This window comes from uncultured Pelagimonas sp. (genome assembly GCF_947498515.1).
Classification (GTDB): Bacteria; Pseudomonadota; Alphaproteobacteria; order Rhodobacterales; family Rhodobacteraceae; genus Pelagimonas.
Genome location: NZ_CANMKO010000004.1, coordinates 188,404 through 206,065 on the forward strand (window position 1 = coordinate 188,404; position 17,662 = coordinate 206,065).

At 54.3% G+C, this 17,662-nt stretch carries 12 protein-coding genes; 6 read left to right on the forward strand and 6 right to left on the reverse strand.

Annotated features, from left to right (window positions below; translation table 11 throughout):
* Positions 1-28: 28 nt before the first annotated feature.
* Positions 29-2,677 carry an SH3 domain-containing protein gene (locus Q1A43_RS09695; RefSeq protein WP_299934527.1) on the forward strand — a complete coding sequence of 883 codons (2,649 nt, stop codon included), beginning with the start codon at positions 29-31 and terminating at the stop codon, positions 2,675-2,677.
* A 78-nt stretch (positions 2,678-2,755) separates the two neighbouring features.
* Here the strand turns inward: Q1A43_RS09695 and Q1A43_RS09700 are convergent, their stop codons facing one another.
* The 5 genes from Q1A43_RS09700 to Q1A43_RS09720 all read right to left on the reverse strand — a co-directional run bounded on the left by Q1A43_RS09700 (position 2,756) and on the right by Q1A43_RS09720 (position 12,860).
* Positions 2,756-4,846 carry a PAS domain-containing hybrid sensor histidine kinase/response regulator gene (locus Q1A43_RS09700; protein ID WP_299934530.1) on the reverse strand — a complete coding sequence of 697 codons (2,091 nt, stop codon included), beginning with the start codon at positions 4,844-4,846 and terminating at the stop codon, positions 2,756-2,758.
* Positions 4,847-5,098: 252 nt separating this feature from the next.
* Positions 5,099-6,997 (reverse strand): reverse transcriptase family protein, encoded by a 1,899-nt coding sequence (locus Q1A43_RS09705; RefSeq protein ID WP_299934533.1) that lies wholly within the window; start codon positions 6,995-6,997, stop codon positions 5,099-5,101.
* 331 nt (positions 6,998-7,328) lie between these two features.
* Positions 7,329-8,978: an SWIM zinc finger family protein gene (locus tag Q1A43_RS09710; protein ID WP_299934536.1), complete on the reverse strand. Its 1,650-nt coding sequence runs from the start codon at positions 8,976-8,978 to the stop codon at positions 7,329-7,331.
* On the reverse strand, positions 8,978-11,872 hold the full coding sequence (locus tag Q1A43_RS09715; RefSeq protein WP_299934538.1) for a hypothetical protein: 2,895 nt from the start codon (positions 11,870-11,872) through the stop codon (positions 8,978-8,980). Before Q1A43_RS09715 ends, Q1A43_RS09710 begins: the two co-directional genes overlap by 1 nt.
* Positions 11,873-12,161: 289 nt before the next feature.
* Positions 12,162-12,860 (reverse strand): hypothetical protein, encoded by a 699-nt coding sequence (locus Q1A43_RS09720; RefSeq protein WP_299934541.1) that lies wholly within the window; start codon positions 12,858-12,860, stop codon positions 12,162-12,164.
* A gap of 224 nt (positions 12,861-13,084) precedes the next feature.
* On the opposite strand from Q1A43_RS09720, the gene Q1A43_RS09725 reads away from it, so the two are divergent.
* Both Q1A43_RS09725 and Q1A43_RS09730 read left to right on the forward strand, forming a co-directional pair.
* A complete protein-coding gene (locus Q1A43_RS09725) occupies positions 13,085-13,768 on the forward strand; it encodes a hypothetical protein (protein WP_299930510.1) in 684 nt (227 codons plus the stop codon).
* 3 nt (positions 13,769-13,771) lie between these two features.
* Complete coding sequence (locus Q1A43_RS09730; RefSeq protein ID WP_299934544.1) at positions 13,772-14,437, forward strand: sulfotransferase family 2 domain-containing protein; 666 nt, start codon at positions 13,772-13,774, stop codon at positions 14,435-14,437.
* A 16-nt stretch (positions 14,438-14,453) separates the two neighbouring features.
* On the opposite strand, the gene Q1A43_RS09735 is transcribed toward Q1A43_RS09730, so the two are convergent.
* A complete protein-coding gene (locus Q1A43_RS09735) occupies positions 14,454-15,608 on the reverse strand; it encodes a glycosyltransferase family 4 protein (protein WP_299934547.1) in 1,155 nt (384 codons plus the stop codon).
* Between Q1A43_RS09735 and Q1A43_RS09740 the strand changes: the two genes are divergently transcribed.
* The 3 genes from Q1A43_RS09740 to Q1A43_RS09750 are packed head-to-tail and all read left to right on the forward strand — an operon-like array spanning position 15,586 to position 17,656.
* A complete protein-coding gene (locus tag Q1A43_RS09740; protein WP_299934550.1) occupies positions 15,586-16,107 on the forward strand; it encodes a hypothetical protein in 522 nt (173 codons plus the stop codon). The two genes, Q1A43_RS09735 and Q1A43_RS09740, sit on opposite strands and share 23 nt — an antisense overlap.
* A 38-nt stretch (positions 16,108-16,145) precedes the next feature.
* Complete coding sequence (locus tag Q1A43_RS09745; RefSeq protein WP_299930520.1) at positions 16,146-16,613, forward strand: MarR family transcriptional regulator; 468 nt, start codon at positions 16,146-16,148, stop codon at positions 16,611-16,613.
* A complete protein-coding gene (locus tag Q1A43_RS09750; RefSeq protein ID WP_299934552.1) occupies positions 16,610-17,656 on the forward strand; it encodes an efflux RND transporter periplasmic adaptor subunit in 1,047 nt (348 codons plus the stop codon). The genes Q1A43_RS09745 and Q1A43_RS09750 overlap by 4 nt, the downstream gene beginning before the upstream one ends.
* Positions 17,657-17,662: the final 6 nt, after the last annotated feature.

Sequence of the window (17,662 nt, forward strand, 5' to 3'; positions counted from 1 at the left end):
AGATAGAATTCGCAGGTAGGAGAATACCGTGAAGAAGGCCCTAATTTCCCTGACATGTTTCGCTATTTCCGTTAGTAGTTTGGCAGCAGGCCCCGCTCAGGTAACCGCCAATTTGAATTTACGTTCTGCACCGGGAACTGGGTCCAAAGTTTTGGGAACCATTCCGCAAAACTCCGCCGTCAACCTTTTGGAATGCAACGGGTCGGGGTCCTGGTGCGCGGTGGAATTTGAAGGACGGACCGGCTTTGTCAGCGGCAAATATCTCACGGAAACATCTGATAGTCCTGATCAACGTTGGCCGAGGGCGTTTGGCCTTGAGGGCGATGCGTTTGTGGTTCTGTACGAACCTCAGTTCAGCGATTGGGACAGTTTCACCACGCTAGACGCGCTGGTCGCAGCTGAGTTCCGTGAAACCAAGGACGCCGAGCCAATCTTTGGCGTGATTGGCCTGCGTGGGACCACCGTTTTAGATGCCGAGACCCACACAGTAGTGATTTCCGACATAAGCGTCACTCAAATGGATTTTTCGGCGCTTGATCGTCAACAGCTCGCGAAACTGTCCGTTGGTGTGGGGGAACTATTGCCAACCGGTGCAATCACCATCCCCGAAGAACGTGTGGTTGCAGGATTGGCCAATTACCAACAACTTGAGGATGTTGACGGGCTTAGGGCCGAGGCCCCGCAAATCTTTGTCTCGCAAAAGGCTGGTCGTTTGCTGCAAACGGATGGCGATGCTGTCTTTGCCCCTGTTCAAGGCGCAGCTGGGGTTGAGTTTGTCGTCAACACCAATTGGGATCTGTTTCGGGTGAATGACGCGCTTTGGCTGCGGGATGGTGCATCTTGGCTCACATCTGGCAATTTCGATGGCCCTTGGGTTGAAACGCTTGAATTGCCTGAGGAACTCACCGCTTTGCCAGATGATGGCAATTGGTCAGATGCCCGAGACGCTTTGACCCCTGTTGCCTATGATCAAGGCGCACCCGTGGTGTTCTATGCCGATAGCCCGAGCGAATTGGTATTGTTTGACGGCGAATCCGGCTTTGTTGACGTTCCCGGTGGGGATTTGGAATGGGCTTCAAACACCGAGGCTGACATTTTTCGCCACAAACCAAGCGGCACATATTACTATCTGATCTCTGGGCGATGGTTCAGCACTAAATCCCTTGAAACCGGCCCCTGGGATTTTGCCACCCCTGACCTTCCGGTTGATTTTTTAAACATCCCGGATGACGTGCCTTACTACACCGTCCGCGCCAGCGTGCCGGGCACTTCCGAGGCCAACGAAGCCCGACTTAGGGCCGCTATTCCGGAACTGGCGCGTGTCGACCTCTCTTCGCTAGAAGCCCCAACAGTGAGCTATATCGGAGCCCCTGAATTTGCACCGATTGACGGCACCGAAATGTCTTATGCGACAAACACACAGTCGCAAGTTATCGAGGTGGCCGGGACATACTTCTTGGTTGTGGATGGCATTTGGTTCAGCTCCAACAGCCCAACCGGCCCATGGAGTGCTGCCACACAAATTCCCGAGGCCGTCTACACAATCCCGCCGTCCTCCCCGGTGCATAACGTCACCTATGTGCGCGTCTATGAAACCAACGAAAGCAATAATCAGGCGACCTATGGCTTCACCGCTGGCTACCTGTTTGGGTTCTTGTCTTGGGGCGTCTTTGTGCATGGCACAGGTTGGTATTATCCACCTTATTGGCACGACTATTGGGATGATCATCACCACCATCACTACCCGATTTACCACCCCCGCCCGGTAAGCTACGGCGGTGGAAGCTACTACAATCCCGCCCGCGGTTCGTTTGGGCGCTATGGCTATGCCTATGGTCCGTATCGCGGAATCGAAGCCCGTACGTCTTGGAATCCATCTACGGGAACCTACGCACGTGGAGCAAAAGTCTATGGCCCAGCCGGATCACGTGGCTTTGTTTACGCCACAAATCCGCGCACTGGCACAACCCTAACAGCCCGCGGAGGCGAAAGCATCTATGGCAAATGGGGGTCCGCCTCGGTCAAACGAGGGTCAGAATACCTTGATGTTAAGGCTGGTGAGCGCACTGGCGGTGGCAAGGGGGTGAAATGGGATAGCTCGCGTGGCGACGGTTTTGCGCTCAACGATCGGCGTGGAAATACCTATGCCGGTCGCGATGGCAACGTCTACCGCAAGGTTGGTGACGATTGGCAGAAATGGGATCCAGGCTCTGGTTGGGACGGGGTTCAGCCCCCAGCCCGCGAGGCTTTGAAGCGTCAAGATGCCGGGGCCACAGTCCGTGACAGAGTGGAAAACCGTGGTGGCGGGGCCGCGGCTGGCGCTGGCGCGGCGGCCATTGCCAAACGCAAAGCTGATGGAAAGCCTGTGCGAAAGCCAACTGGTGCACGTGTTCCGGCCGGCGTTTCACGAGATTCAGTGTCGCGTGAACGAGCCAATCAGCGTAGCAATGAAGTCCGACGCCCTCGGCAGGCCCCCGCACGAGCGACTCCCACACCTAGGGCTCAACCGCGCGCCACGCCGAAACCACGCACTCAGCCAAGGGCAACTCCAAAGCCACGCGTGCAGCCTAGGGCAAAGCCGCAGCAACGCCGGACACCAACACGAGCCGCCCCCACTCGGCGCCCGTCGGGCGGAGCGCGAGGCTCAAGAGGCAATTTTTCGCGCGGCCGTCGCTAAGATCGTTGACTGGTTCAGGCGGGAAATCTCGCCTGAACCCACACATCGCACCCCCTCAGGTCGGTTGCCCTGACACCCTTACGTCCCAGATCTCTTGACCTCTGAAATTCGGCGTCCTGTGCCTTGTTGGCAGTGATGCACAATCCAATCCACAAGTTCACGTTTTCGTATCGGCTTGGTCAAAAAGTGATCCATCCCGGCATCCAGACAAGACTGCATTTCTGAGTCAAAAGCATGGGCGGTCAAAGCAACGATACATGGTTGATCAATGTCGAGGGCTCTTATTTCTTTTGTCGCATCAAGCCCGCTCATATTTGGCATCGAGACATCCATGAAGATCAAGTCTGGATGTGTTTCCCACGCCTGTTGAACCGCTTCGAGCCCATCACAAGCAAAGCTGAGAGTGACAGGCAAGGAATCCAAATATTTGGACAGCAACAATCTGTTGGTTTTGTTGTCCTCGGCAATCAGTATTTTCAACCCTTCAAGGCTTGAGTAATTGACAACTTTTTCCTCGTCGTCCGCAGGCAGGTGTTCCTGGGTGGCTAATTGGCTGATGATGGGAACCTTCACCCGGAAAACAGACCCTTGTCCAGGCTTAGACGTGACAGATATCTGTCCCCCCATAACGTCGATGATGTGTTTTGAGATCGTTAGGCCAAGCCCAGTTCCACCAAATTTCCGGGTGGTTTCCGCCTCAGCTTGAGTGAAGCGGTCGAAAATTTTGCCAAGCTTGTCTTCTGGAATTCCAATGCCCGTGTCTTCAACCTCAAAGCACAGGTTTGAAGTTGCCAAGGTGTCTTCGTACCAAACCCGAACAAACACATTTCCGCGTTCCGTGAATTTGATCGCATTCCCAATCAGATTTACGACGACTTGACGCAAACGGCTCTCATCTGCGTTGACCGTCCTTGGGCAGGTCTCGTCTACATCAAGCGAAATCTGAATGCCGCCATTTTTTTGAGAAGATGACCCAAGTAGAGCGATCGTGTCGTTGAAAAAGGCATTGACGCAAAAGTCGACCGGGCTCAATTCAAGCCGTCCTGCGTCAAGTTGTGAGAGATCAAGAACATCGTTGATCACGCTCATCAGCGATTGGGAAGACCCGACAATCGTTCGCGTGTACTGGGATTGGAGTTCAGTCAGGTGCGTTTCAGATAGCAAATCCGCCATGCCAATTATTCCGGTCAGCGGTGTACGGATCTCATGGCTCATATTGGCAAGAAACTCGGCCTTGGCACGGGCCCCTTCTTCGGCGGCGCGGCGCGCTTCCGCCATCTCGATGGCTTGTACTTTTGCCTCGGTTATATCGCGCTCGATCGCAACAAAAAACTCAATACTCCCTTCTTCGTCATGGACTGGGAATAGGTTGACATCGACCCAGATGCGCCGGCCATCTCGGGTGATGTTTTCGACCTCACCATGGTAGGCGCATCCGGATTGAACAGCCTCATCAATTGGCTGAAACTGCTTAAGACTATTGTCATTGCCAGCCAACAGATCAGCAATTTTGTTGCCAATCGCCTCTTGCGAGGTGAATCCAGTTACCCGGGTAAAAGCTTCATTCACCCACATGATCCGTCGGCTGGGATCGGACAAAACAACGCTGTCATTGGCCTTTCGCGCTACCAAGGACAGTTTACGCAGCTCTTTTTGATGGTTGAGCATCCGAGCATTGGCTGTTTTGAGCTCGGTCTTTTTCGTTTCCAGTGCTTGAGTGATACGGAAGTTGTTCATTCCGGATTTGGTAAAAGCCGCGAACATATAGACCATGCACATCAACAGCATAGTGCCAGAGACATCGGTGAAGTTGAACACATCAAAGCTTTGAATTTGTAGAGCTTTGACCGACAACAAAACACAAGGCGTGGCCGCGTAAATGCCCAAGCGCACCAACCCAACGAGCGGAAATTTTGGCATAGAGATCGCGGAGTTTACGGCCCCCATCCCCAGACCGCCGATAACAAACAAAATGTTAGCTTCTTCTCCGGCTAGGAAGAAATAAATTGATGTCGCGACTCCAAGGGACACACCCTGCATCGCGCCCGACCAAACAGTGATTTTTTCAGCTTTTTTCAGATCATCATGGTAGATAAGCCGCCGTACCGGTCTGTGTAAAATCCAGCAGTCGAGTAGGTCGACCACCAAAAGCATGACAAAAGCCAACATCGCGGGTGGCAACCCTAAGGCAAAAAAACCAAGGCCACACCCCACGGTGTACAAAAGCATGCGCACCGGAAACCTATCAATGCGCTCATCCGCGTGGGACAAAAGCAAACGCTTCCGGGCTTCTCGGGAAGAAGCCTCTTTATCCACATTGTCCGCTGCCAAATCTGGGTGTCTCTTGCTTGCTCAGGTTCTAAGCATGTTAAGCCTGTGGCCGTTAAGATACCGCTAAGCCTTGAGCATAGATCAGAAACTTTATCTCCCGAGGATAATTCCAGCAGCAATTCCAAACACTAGCATTGCTCCAGCCACGTACAAAGCCGACTTGCCGGCCTTTTCAAGAAAGCCCATCACCCCGGCCCTTTGGCTCTGAGGTTTCCAGATTACATAGAACGCAGCTACCGTCAGGACCGGGCCCACCGCTGGAATTGTAAACAAAAACAGCGCAAAGAATGATAAAACAGCGCACCACAAAAGTGGTTTGCGGGGTTTGGAAACGCGCGATTGTCGGCGGCCTGACCAAGGCGTGCCACGGGTCTGGCCACCACCGCCCTCATCTGGGCGTTCGGGCCGCCCGCGTCTGCGTCCTGCGCGTGGCACTGTGGTCGGCGCAGCCGATTGAGACATATCTTGGCGATCAAAACCTGGCAGCTCTTCGGGGACAAATTCCGCACGCTCTTGCGCTACTTTCCAATCCTCATTCGGAGCTTCTCCCGCGGCACTAAGGCTGCGGAAGCTGGCTGCGCTATTAGGCTTGGCGGGATTGGGAACAAAGCTTGGGTCACGGCCCAATTGCGCCCAGGCCTGTTCGGCCAAACGATGCGCTTCGGGGCCACCCACCATATGCAAAAACGACGCATAACCACGGCCGCTGTCGAGCGGGTTACCATTTCGGAAACTCTTGGCAGGGCCACCGTTCTGGCGCGCCTGATGCAACCACGCCCGAAAGGCACGGCGATCCTTGCGCGGCACTGAAACCTTGTCGTTGACCACCAATCCGGTGACCTCCTGACGGCTCCCTTTTCGCATGATCCGGGTTTTGTCAGGATGTACGACAAAGCCCTCATCCTCAACGATCATGCCCACGCCGCGGAGCAACTGCCCAACAAAATTGGCACCCGACTCCGCCCCCGAAAACGTCAGATCATCCGCATAGCGCGTGTAGGTCAGGCCAAAACCGGCCGCGAGGCCGGTCAAACGCTTATCCAGCCGCTTGGTCACCAAATTGGCGATAGCCGGGCTTGTCGGTGCACCTTGCGGCGTCTTGCGATCCCCCTGCGCGACGTACAGTTTTTCACCATCAACGGTGATGGTTTCACGCTCGGCTTCGGTACAAATGAGCCCCAGAACAGCCGCTTCGGCCTCCGCGTATCCCATTGATACAAATAGACCCTTAACCCGCTTATACGTGATCGTTGGAAAGAAATCTTGAAGGTCAAGATTGACAACAACATCCTGACCGACATGCCTTTCCGCATTGGTAAGAATAGAGCGGCCAACGCGAAACCCGTGCGCCGCATCATGCGGGTCCTGTGTGTTCAGGATATTGTCCAACACCCAGTATTGTGCCCGTTTCAAGCGCGGCATCGGCGCGGAAATCTTCCGCACCCCACCGGTTTTCTTGGGAATCTCTATATGCCGGTAGTGGCTAACCTTTGACACCTTACGATCAAATGCCAAAAACCGGAGTTCCGCGATCGGAATACCCATTTTCGCGGCAATGTCTTCGACACTTTCAAAAGCCGGAAGGCCCAATGTGGCCAACCGCTCTGTGTCGGCACGCCGATCCGTCAAAGGACCCGAGGACACATCTCCGAGCGAGGTCACATGCCGACGCCGCCAGTCGTCAAAGGCGGCACCACGGGCGTTTTTCGCCTCAATAGCTTTGCGCTTGGTCTCGACCCGCCGCAACCGGGCCTCGCGCATCCGATCCTTCATGATAAGTTGCAGCGCGCGATCCGGATCAGCCAGAGCGCGATCTTTGGACAGCAAGTTCTGCATTTCGCGCTGCAACTCGCCTTTGCGCTTGATGAAATCTGCCGGAAGCGTGCTTTTTACCGACTGCTCATCCCAAAACCCGTGCCGGATCATTTCCTCCAGCACCACCTCATCCAAAGAGGACTCGCGAATTCGCTCTCTCAGGTTCGCACTCATGACACACCTAACAGGTTCGGGCCGGACATAGCCGACCGCAACAATGGTTTTGGGATTAAGAACAAGAGGACCGGTGCCTTCGAACAGCGCTTAGGGCTGGATCGATCAACTCCCCGCACCCCCGCCCCCATATGGCGTGTTGAGTTCTGCGAACTCAAACAGCAACCGCCATATGGGGGCTGGGGGTGCATCGTGAAGATCGAGCCAGCGACGCATGAGGAGTCAGTAGGCTCGGACGGCGAAACACCGCCCAGATTGCAAGGCCCCCGGCCTCTTGTCTTATACGCGACACTAGCCTTGTGGTTGCAAGGCGACAAGCGGTTTTTCAACATCACTCTTGCGCCTCCATCGGGGCCGCCGTTGTGTCGTATTTGCGAATTTCTGCGGCCCGTCGCAGGGCCAGCATATGGGCGCATGGCCCTTTGCGTAGTGCATTGGATTGGAAGTGCCAGCAATTGCAATCGCCCGAGGAAATACGTTCGTCCCCATCTAAGCCAACGGTAACCAAATGGTCGCGACCGTTTTCCATCACCATGCCCTGCAACTCATGCGGGCCCATTTTGCGCAAGGTTACTAGGTTGGCGGCAACACATTGATCTGCCACCTGTTCCAACTCCGATGAGAACCGCATGTCACTCAGCTTGATCGGGTCTTGGAACAATTCCCGCAAACGCCAGAAGCCTTTGTCGAGGTCAAACATGACCCGGCCCGCCTGAGCCAAAGCCGTTAGAGCTGACCCGGCATCCTCGGGGGAACATCCCAAGGCCCGGGCGATGTCATCAACACTCCCGACCCACTGAGTTTTAAGATGTTCCAACACACGGCGGCTTAGGTCTCCGGGCACACGCCTACGGGGGGCCAATAGATCAAACCGCCCTGCCCCGCTCCAGTCATTGGCCGTCCAGCCAGACAAGCCTAGGGTGAATTTCATCGGCCCCAAATCAGCGACAACAAAACAGGGCATTCCGGACCCCAAAACATAAAGGTCGAACTTTTTTGCTATCGGGATAAGCCGTTCCAAGATACGGAACCGACGACGCCCCCAGATGCGAATGTCCTCGGCCTCACCGGTTTCACAAAACGATCGCGGACAGTGAAGAACCTCGTTCCACGGCTCGAACACAAATTCCGCAGGAGCACCGGGCTTCATCCGCAGGCGCATTGATCTTGGCCCCTGCTTTTCAGTACGTTTGCGGAGCGTGGCGCAAATATTGTGCATGTCCATGGGATGGAGATGCACCCGTTTGAGCGGCATCGTCATGGCCGAACTGACCTGAAGCAACCCGCGCACCCAACTGTCGGGTAAATCGATCTTGTCCTCGCGAAGCTCTTGCCCGCCCTCGGTGGTGGCTGTGAAACCATCCGGTTCAATCTTTAGTTCAGTTTCCTTGCGGCTGCGCAACTGTTGGAAACCATCATAAAGCTTTTGGCTATAATCGATATTGGTGACGCCAATCTGGCTTTCCGAGATCGTTTCAAACATATCGAGATCGACCGACAAGCGCCCGTAACAGGCTTCATCAATCGAAAAACATTCAAACGACACCTCGTCCGGATGCACTGCAATGATCGGATCAAGGATGATCCACGCATTGCGGTCATGCTTGTAAAGCCATTTGAAATAACGATTTTCCGCGTCGCGATAGGGTTTTAACGCCTCTCGCTCTTCCTGTCGCATTTCGGCCAATTCCGCCGAGATACGTTTGCGTTCTGCTTCCAGCGTGGCTTGGGAAATCTTGGCCTCGGCCAAAAGTTGGTCTTTGTGACCATCCAGCCATGCAAAATAGGCGCTCCGGTCCGGCTGTTTAGGGCGCAAGTCATGGGTCACAACATAGTGCAAGACCGACATCGCCTCGCGGAAGGCAACCGTGTTGCCCAAGGTCCCGATGAACCATGTCGGATCACGCGACAAATCCGGGGCAAAGCCTATGCCATTGTCGCGGGTGCCACTTTGGCCGGCATATTGACGTGTAACCTCCATCAGCGGCCTCCCTGAACAATGCTTCGCCCAACCGTTTCGCCCACAAGGTCCGGGGCGTGTCGGCGCAACTGAACCAACAGGGATACCGCGCGATCCCGATCCGTTCGGGTGATCGAGGCGCTGATATCTTCGAGCAGCCCAAACAATCGCGCATGCAAATCCGCGGGGCCGGTCTTCAACAGCTCTTCGAAATAACGCCAAATCTGTTCCTTGGCCGGACGGCTGGCATGGGGGCGCATCAAAATGCGGCGCAAGGCCGGTTCCAACGTGCGGAAACGGGCTGCATCTTGACCAGCGTGCTCACGAACCAACCGCGCGAGGGTCAGTTGAAAGCTCTTGCCGGGGTGTTCGGCCAACCCGCTTAAAAACGCAGGCGCATTTTCCGGTGACATAGCGCGGGTCATAAGCTCGCGTCCAAACCCTTGGGCAGGTAATGAGTTGCAATCACACAAGGAAATGATCGCATCGGGCGGCCAATTCTCGGTGCCCTGCGCACGGATCATGGCATAGGCAGCTTCGCGGCTATCGTCCCAGTCACAATCCAAAAGCGCGAAAATCTCACGCGGCGTCTCGGCGACTTCTCCTCGACGGCTCTCCAAACCCGAAACCGCCCAATCGCGGGCAATCTTTTGATCACATGCCCCGATACGTGCCAGTTTACGCAGGCTAAAATCATGCGCCGACATCTCGCCCAGCGCCACCGCCCCTATGCGCCGCGCGGTTTCAGACCGAGCGCGGATCAGGCTCCAGATAACCTCAACACCTTGGCGTGCAACGGTCTTTCTCATGTTACGACTGGCATCGGTTGCAACATCAAACACAACTCGGGCGCGCGCACCAAATAGCGCGACAAGCTCTTCCTGAATGTCATCGTCCAAATCAGTTTGATATGCTTCATGCAGAACGGCCAGCGTAATATCGCGCTCTCCTTCCCCGCCGGAACGTACCAACCGAACCACCGCTTGTCTGGCCTGTTCACGGGTTCCAGCGGTTCCATGAACCAAGAGTTCAACAACCAACGGAACTGCATTCTTCAACACCGCGACATCGGCCCCCGCCAACAAGGCCGCTGCTGTTTCTTGCAACTCGGGCCTGTCAGACCCGGCCAAGGCCTGAGCATCAAAAAGCGAAATACCATCGGGTCGAATGGCCGCCAGACGTAGCGCAAAGAGTTGGACCGCATCATTTTCATGCTCAGACAGCGCTTGGAAGACCTCGGGCGCGCAGGCCAAAACCGCCGACTTGTAACGTGCTCCCAAGGTTTGCGCCAAGGCCGAGGCTTTGGCCATATCAAACACCGGGCCTTTTGCGGGGTCTTCATGCTTGGGCAATGTCTGCACCTGTACCAAAACGGCCTCGATCAACGTATCCCCATCAACCCGGCTTTTGGGCAAAGCGTCTCGCAGCCACTCATGGGCATCTGGAAGAAAAGCCAGCAACAAAGCCGCCAAGTCTTCGATGGGTGTCGCCCAACGCTCGGGAGCAAGTTGAAATGCCAGTTGTGCAAGGCGTTGCGCCTCTTGCCCGGAAGCGCCCGCCAATAGGCGCAGCTTTTTGTCTGTGAGTTGTCCAGCTTCCACTTGAAGCTTGAACACATGGGTGGCGAAATCTTGGCGGATTTGACTGGTGTCATAGAGTAGCGAAGTCAAATCTTGCTCTGACATACCAACGCAAAACGCGTCATCTTTTCTCAGGAGGTTGGCGGCAAAAACCGCAACGTCATCCAAGTTCGCGTCTTGCAAAACCGTTAGCGACTGGTTCGGAACCGCCAACCATTGCGGCTCAAATCCACGCGTATCACTAAGAATTTCGTTCAAGGCAATCGCCGACGATGTGCGCTTTGTTGCGGAAACCAGAACAGCTGACGCCATCGACGTAAACGCCTCATGTCGATAGCCGCCAAGACCGCGCAAGTTACGCCATATCCTTTTGTTCAGATATTGGCGCGTGCGACGGCTATAGGCATACTGGCGACCGTCTGTGACCACCGCATCCCTGTAGGGAATGTATTGCCGCGTCGATCGGGAGTAGACGTAACCCGGCGACTTGTTTTGCCCTTGGGTCGCAAAACGATCGGCCAAGACTCCATAGACCTCTGCATCATCAAACGCTTCTGCCGCTTTGAAAACACGGCGAATGGCGCGGAACACTCCGGGTTGCAGGGGCACAATTTGCAAGAGCATCAGAAAGTTACCCCGCGCGACATCACTTTGACACGACCAAGCATAGGCCGTCAAAAGGCGGCGTGGCCCTTCGTCACCCTTTCTCACCTGGACAACATGGCGCAGAAAAGCCGCCGCGCTGTCTTCGCTTGGGCTGGACTGATCGAGATATGAGCGAAGGTCGGCATCTGCGGTAAAACCGGCGGCCTCTGCATCCCCCAACATCTGCGCCAAAACCAACCGCGCGGCCTCGGCACAAGGCGCGTCCGAGCTTTGCGCCAAGTTGCGAATTTGTTCTAGGGCATCCTCGGACCACGGGGCCGCGCCCAATCGCCAGATAGCATAGGGTAAAAGCCGCCGCGCCGCGCCATCGCGCAAGGGGGCGAGATCAATCAACCGTGGTAGGGCTTGTGTCACGCGCCGTTGCGACAGACTCCAAATTAACCGCGCAGCGTCTTGGTCATTGAGGCCGGGTAAATGCTCTAGCCGAGACAAAAGCCGGGCTGAATACGTGTCGGTTTGCCCAACATCAACAGGCGCACCATGTGGTGCAGCCCCCTGACCGGAGTCTTCATAATATCCACGTTTTTTGTAGGACAGAACAAGACTATCAAAGATCCTCTGAGCTTGATCCAAAGGCACAGCATCTTCGGTCCGTGTACCTTCGGTCTGAGATGACCCGGCCCAACCATAGCGATAATTGACAAGAAAACCGGCGCTGGCGTCTATCAACTCAATTTCGCAAACCAAATTTCGACCGGCAGGCTTTATCAACCGAACAGACTTAATAATGCCCATATAAACCCCAGATATAGTGAGATAGACCTAAAACACACATTTTATAGGTGGTCAGGCTAATTTACATATGGGGCAATAACAACGTCTATTTAGAGTTGACTGCGCTTCAGCGCGGGTTTGAAATTGGGCACGGATGTCTGTGGCCACTTCGGACCATAGTTTATCGATTTTCATCAAAACACCCAATCCCTTAACAAACGGCAGACATGGTCCCAACCAACACCTAAGCTTGTGGGGCCTTCAACCGTGACGTTCGCAAGCGCTCTAAATGGCCGTCTTTTATGGCGTCTGGGTGAATGACCCCCAATTGGGCCGGCATCTCTGGCAAATCCAGAATATAGGCAATTGCGAAACGATGCGCCCCACCCCCGCTCCGAAGGCATATACCATCCCGCGCAACATGAACAAGCGTCGCCCCGTGGGCACGCCGATAATAGTACCTTGGCAGTTCATCCATATCCAAAAGCCGTCCGCGTTCCCGCGTCTCGTCGAAAATCTTGTCGAGCGCTACGTATCGCGCCAACACATCCTGTGGTGACCGACATTCATCCGGGGCAAGCCCCTGTTGAATTTGCTCCACCATCTGTTTGTAAATTGGCGTTTCCTGCCAATCGGCCCCATCGACCCAGCGCATGTGGCAGCTTTGCAATTTGGTGTTGTTCAAAAGCACTTTGGTCTGCTGGTCCCAGTCCCCCGGTTTGACCAGACCGCTTTGTTGCCGCCCCAGCTTGGGGTACCCATTCCCTCGGGCATAAGCCCGCGTGATATCGCGAGGGCGCGGGTAAATGGCCATCGCCGAAAGCGGGGCTGCCTTGCCATAGCGCAGCCTATTGGCCACGTCCCGAAGGACTTGTCGATACACATGGGCTTCGACGGCGCGATGAATGCGCAGGGACAAAGAGTGGTTATTTTTGGGTCGCATGGTCTTGTTCTCGCACTGACCCCGCACATCACCACATCCTGAAAACCAGAACAAGCGCTTGATCGCTATGCTGGGAACAATCCCCCTAGACAACAAAGCCATACCATCGGCAAAACTGTCTTGCCTTCTCGCTTGACAAGGATTTTTTGCAGTGATTGTAGTCGAGAGGTTTTGGCCAAGGGTCCGCCGGTGGCAGGCACCAATTTGACGGAGAATTTTGCACAGTGACAACAGGTGTTGTATTTATCACTGCGGGAAAGAGCTTTACGCGCGACGCTGTGGATGCTGCTCGCAGCGTGAAACAATCCAACCCATCGCTGCAAATAGATCTGTTTTGTGACACACCATCCGACGTGCCTGATGGCGTCTTTGATCAAATCCACTTGATTGAAAACCCACACCGCAGATCAAAAGTTGATTGCCTCCCCCAAAGTAGGTTTGACCGAACGCTATACCTCGACAGCGACATTCGTGTGGTAGCGGATTTGACCAGCATGTTTGAGATACTCGATCGATTTGATTTTGCGGCGGCTCATGCGCATGCACGCAATCGTAGCCAAACCAATGCGATTTGGCGTACCGAAATCCCTGACGCGTTTCCGCAATTGAACGGTGGTGTGCTTCTATTTCGCAAATGCCCAGAGGTTCAGACACTTTTGGATGACTGGGCTCAATCCTTTTCATCCGCCGGATTTGCCAAAGATCAGGTCACACTTCGAGAACTTGTTTGGCTTAGTGATCTGAGATTGTTTATTCTCCCGCCGGAATACAATATTCGATACCCCAAATACTTGAAATCTTGGACAAAAGACGAAGCCCAGCCAAAGATCTTGCATTTCAAAGAGTTCAATAGCGGCGACAAAAAGAAAACGTCGAAACCCTCGTTTTTTAAGCTTTTCCGATCCTGACCTATGCCAATTTGCACGTATTTGGATAGGGTGATCTTCTTTGCACATATCCCCAAAACCGGGGGCACCAGTGTTGAGGCGTATCTGCAGCAAAAGGGCGAAATAAGCCTCTTTGGTGAACCCAAAATCGGAGGAGTGCATTTACAGCATTTGGCGCGCGACACAGTGGCGGGCCTTCCAGACCTCCCACAGTTTGATCAATGCTTTGGCGTTGTAAGAGACCCGGTCTCTCGCATGGTCAGCGAGTTCATGTGGCGCTCTGCTCCCCTCAAGCCACTGCAGAGACTTGCGCGCCCATGGGACGGACCCAAGGCACGACGCATAAAAGTGCGCGGCACAAAACACTCACTGACCTTTGCAGAATGGGTTCCCCTTGCGCTTGACGAAGCACGAGAAAACCCAAACATGCGGGACAATCACATGCTCGCCCAATGCGCATTTCTTGCCAAAGGAGACTGGCTTTTTCTGTTTGAAAACGGATTGCAACCGGTGTTTCGTTGGATTGATGAGAACACCGATGGCCGCGCAAGCCCGTCCGTTAAAAGGTTAAAAGCCAGCCATGTCACCAAACCGACGGTTGATGACGCTTCGCGGGAACAGATCGAACAGTTCTACCAGCAGGATGTAGCGCTGCACCAATCCGTGGTGGCCGGGCGGACCACATTCTAAAATACGTGCCAAAAACCTAAACACTGAGCCCCATTGAAGCATAAAGCGCCGTCCACCGCGCGGTTTGGGACTTTTGCCCATAAACATCGATGGCATGTTTTCGTAGTTTTTCAGCGCTATAGGTCGCCTGTTCGTCCATGACTGATGTCATTGCCTCGGCAAAGGCAGACGCATCGCCCTTTGGAACCAAATGACCGAGCCATGGGTGATCGCCTAGAATTTCACTCGGCCCATCTGTGTTGGTACTGACAACTGGTTTTCCTGCGGCCAGAGCTTCGACAACCGGCAATCCGAATGTTTCATGATCACTGGGCAAACAGCAACAATCCACAGCATACGCCAAATGCCGGATGTCCTCTCTTGAAACATTGCCCAACCGTACAATTCGGTCGGATGCGGGGTGGGTCTCGAAAGACCCTCCCATCTTGTCCGGAATGGGCCCTGCAATAATCAGCTTTGCGTTTGGCCGCTGCGCCGCGACGGTCGCAAATGCCGACAAAAGCAAATCCAATCGCTTGATGTCGCGCCAATTGGTCCAGGCCCCAAAGGTGAAAAAACCATTTGTATGGTCGGCAAAATTGTTTTCCTTGGGTCGGGGAAGCGCCTCGAAATCATCAGGAACCGGGTTGGGAATGGTCACCCCTGCTTCCAAAACCATATCGTAGCGTTTTTCGATTGCCCGAAGGGTTCGGCCAGATACAGCCGCCACGGCATTTGCCTTTGCAAAATAGGCCCGCAACGCCCGGTCATTCAAACCAACATCCGTACGCCCATAGCTTGTCAGATGCTCCCACGAGGCAAAGGGACACCCGACAACATTGGCAATGCGCTGCGCCAACAGCCCAGTCCTAGGTGCGCTTTGCAACCCCATAACGGCATCAACGTTGTGCTCTTTGGCGACACGCGCCATCTGGCGAAAAAGCAATTCATTGGCCAAAAACCGTGATTTTGAAACCAAGCGCCCTGTCGGCTGCATTGTTTGATTGAGATAAGTGAGATCAGGAAACCCGCTAAGCGGTGACGCATCATCGCTTAGCCCATCCTCAATCGCGAACAACAAAATGTTAGCCTTCAGACCCAAATGTTGGCGGATGGCGACAGGAAAAAGCCCGGCTTTGCGCCGATCTGGCGTTGGAGCGTCTTTGGTTATGAGCAAAATTGTGGGAGCCATGCGTCGCCTAGTTCATGTTTGTGTCGCTTCTCTCTATAGGATGAATTTTGCGACACAACACGGCTTTGTTGCGCAAATCGACGGTAGGTATCCATCTCGTTGTTCTAGCTTGGTAGCCGTGGTGACCCTCCCCCTCCGAAAGGGGCACCCCTATCATTCGCAAATAGAGGGTCGAAGACGGAAAAGTCGACACAAGCCGGAAGAGATTATCGCAAAATCACAACAGGTTGAGATGCGACACAGCCAAGTGATGCCGCACGTCAATGCTCTTCGTCATGTGCCGGTTTCTGAGCAAACGATTTGCCTCTGGACTAAGCAATATGGTGGTTCCATGCCGGAGCGGATCAACGATCACCATGATCTGGTTGCAGAGCGATTAATTGCAGGCCGCGTCTATGGGTTTGGACAGATGTTGGATTGGCGCGTTGATCGCGACAGGATCAGCACAAGGCTCGATTACCTCAAAATGAAAAAGCTTTTTCTGTTGAATGTTTCATAATCTGAAGTATTAGACGAGAATACAAAACTGGAGTCGCCATGATTGCCCCCCCAGAAGACCGAAACTCAGATTTTGACATTCACGCGCTGGAGGGCATTTACCTGCTTTATTGGAAGATAGAGGAGTGTGCCGAAACCGTAACTTTGGACACTCCCCTAGCGAAACTAGAGCGGCATATGTTGGTGTGTTTGGAAGTTCCGCGCCGAATGGGTGATCTGGGGCGCGAAATGTTGGCATTGCCCTCAACCGTAACGGCCATGGCCGATGCGTTAGAAGCAAAAGGCTTGCTTACCCGCGAGCGGGACCCGTCAGATCGCCGTGCATGGCTGCTAAGCCTAACAGCAGAAGGTCATGAGTTGCGCCGGATACTGGCCAACAAAGCCGGAGATGTGTTCCGGGAAATCTCAGGACTCTCTGAAACTGATTTTTCTCAGTTCTTAGAAATCGCTTTGAAAATCCGATCGAAAATTATGGAATCCGGGCTGCCAAAAGGACCACAAGAGTGAAAATCATTCCTTTAGCCATGGCTTTGATGACCTTGGCCGCCCCTAGTTTTTCCCAAGACGATGCAGCTGGTGTGCGGCCCGTTAAACTCACCACCGCGTCCGTTCAAACGCACATACTGACCCGTCACTTTTACGGTCAGGTGGTGGCAAAGCAATCGGTTGATCTGGCGTTTCAAATTGGCGGCCAAATTGTCGAGTTCCCGGTTGTAGAAGGCAGTGTCGTGCCCAAAGGTGGCTTGATTGCCAAACTGGATACCGAACCGTTTGAGCTAGAGTTCGACCAAGCGGTGCTTCAAAAAGAGCAAGCCGATCGCAACTTGGCCCGTCTGTCCGCCTTGCGTGGAAACACAGTTAGCCAAGTGACGGTTGACGATGCTGAGACGCAGGCAGGTTTGTCTCTGATCGCTGTGCGCAATGCGGAATACGCGCTTGAACACGCCACATTGAGCGCGCCGTTCGATGCGTTGATTGCCACGCGCAACATGGCCAATTTCACTACGATCAGTGCCGGCACACCGGTTGTACGCCTTCATGACATGTCCGAACTGCGGATCGACATTGATGTTCCCGAACTGTTGTTTCAACGCGCTTCTGAAAACACAGATGTCGAGTTTGTGGCGATTTTCCCCGCCAGCGAGAAAGAATATCCGCTGATACTTCGCGAATACAACGCCGAGGCATCGAATGTCGGTCAGACCTTTCGCATTACCTTGGGCATGGCCTTGCCTGACGGGTTGCAGGTGTTGCCGGGGTCGTCAGTCACAGTGCGCGCACGCGCCAACTCAGTTGGCAGTATCGGGATACCGGTGCCAACCACCGCGCTATTGACGCGCGCCGACGATAGCATTGCCGTTATGGTCTTTGCACCTACCGGAGCAGAGATGGGCACTCTTACACTGACACCGGTCACAGTCGAACCCACCGATGACGGGAAATTCATTGTGACATCAGGTCTAGAAGACCAGTCCGAAATTGTCGCGACGGGGGTTCAAAAGCTAGCCGACGGTCAATCGGCGCGTCGTTTTACCGGTTTTGCGAACTGAGGGCGG

Excerpts from the sequence above, each read along its gene's own strand:
- Q1A43_RS09700 (WP_299934530.1), bottom strand. The coding sequence starts at position 4,846 with ATGTTGGCTTTTGTCATGCTTTTGGTGGTCGACCTACTCGACTGCTGG.
- Q1A43_RS09705 (WP_299934533.1), bottom strand. The coding sequence starts at position 6,997 with ATGAGTGCGAACCTGAGAGAGCGAATTCGCGAGTCCTCTTTGGATGAG.
- Q1A43_RS09710 (WP_299934536.1), bottom strand. The coding sequence starts at position 8,978 with ATGGAGGTTACACGTCAATATGCCGGCCAAAGTGGCACCCGCGACAAT.
- Q1A43_RS09720 (WP_299934541.1), bottom strand. The coding sequence starts at position 12,860 with ATGCGACCCAAAAATAACCACTCTTTGTCCCTGCGCATTCATCGCGCC.
- Q1A43_RS09730 (WP_299934544.1), top strand. The coding sequence starts at position 13,772 with ATGCCAATTTGCACGTATTTGGATAGGGTGATCTTCTTTGCACATATC.
- Q1A43_RS09740 (WP_299934550.1), top strand. The coding sequence starts at position 15,586 with ATGAGCAAAATTGTGGGAGCCATGCGTCGCCTAGTTCATGTTTGTGTC.
- Q1A43_RS09735 (WP_299934547.1), bottom strand. The coding sequence starts at position 15,608 with ATGGCTCCCACAATTTTGCTCATAACCAAAGACGCTCCAACGCCAGAT.
- Q1A43_RS09745 (WP_299930520.1), top strand. The coding sequence starts at position 16,146 with ATGATTGCCCCCCCAGAAGACCGAAACTCAGATTTTGACATTCACGCG.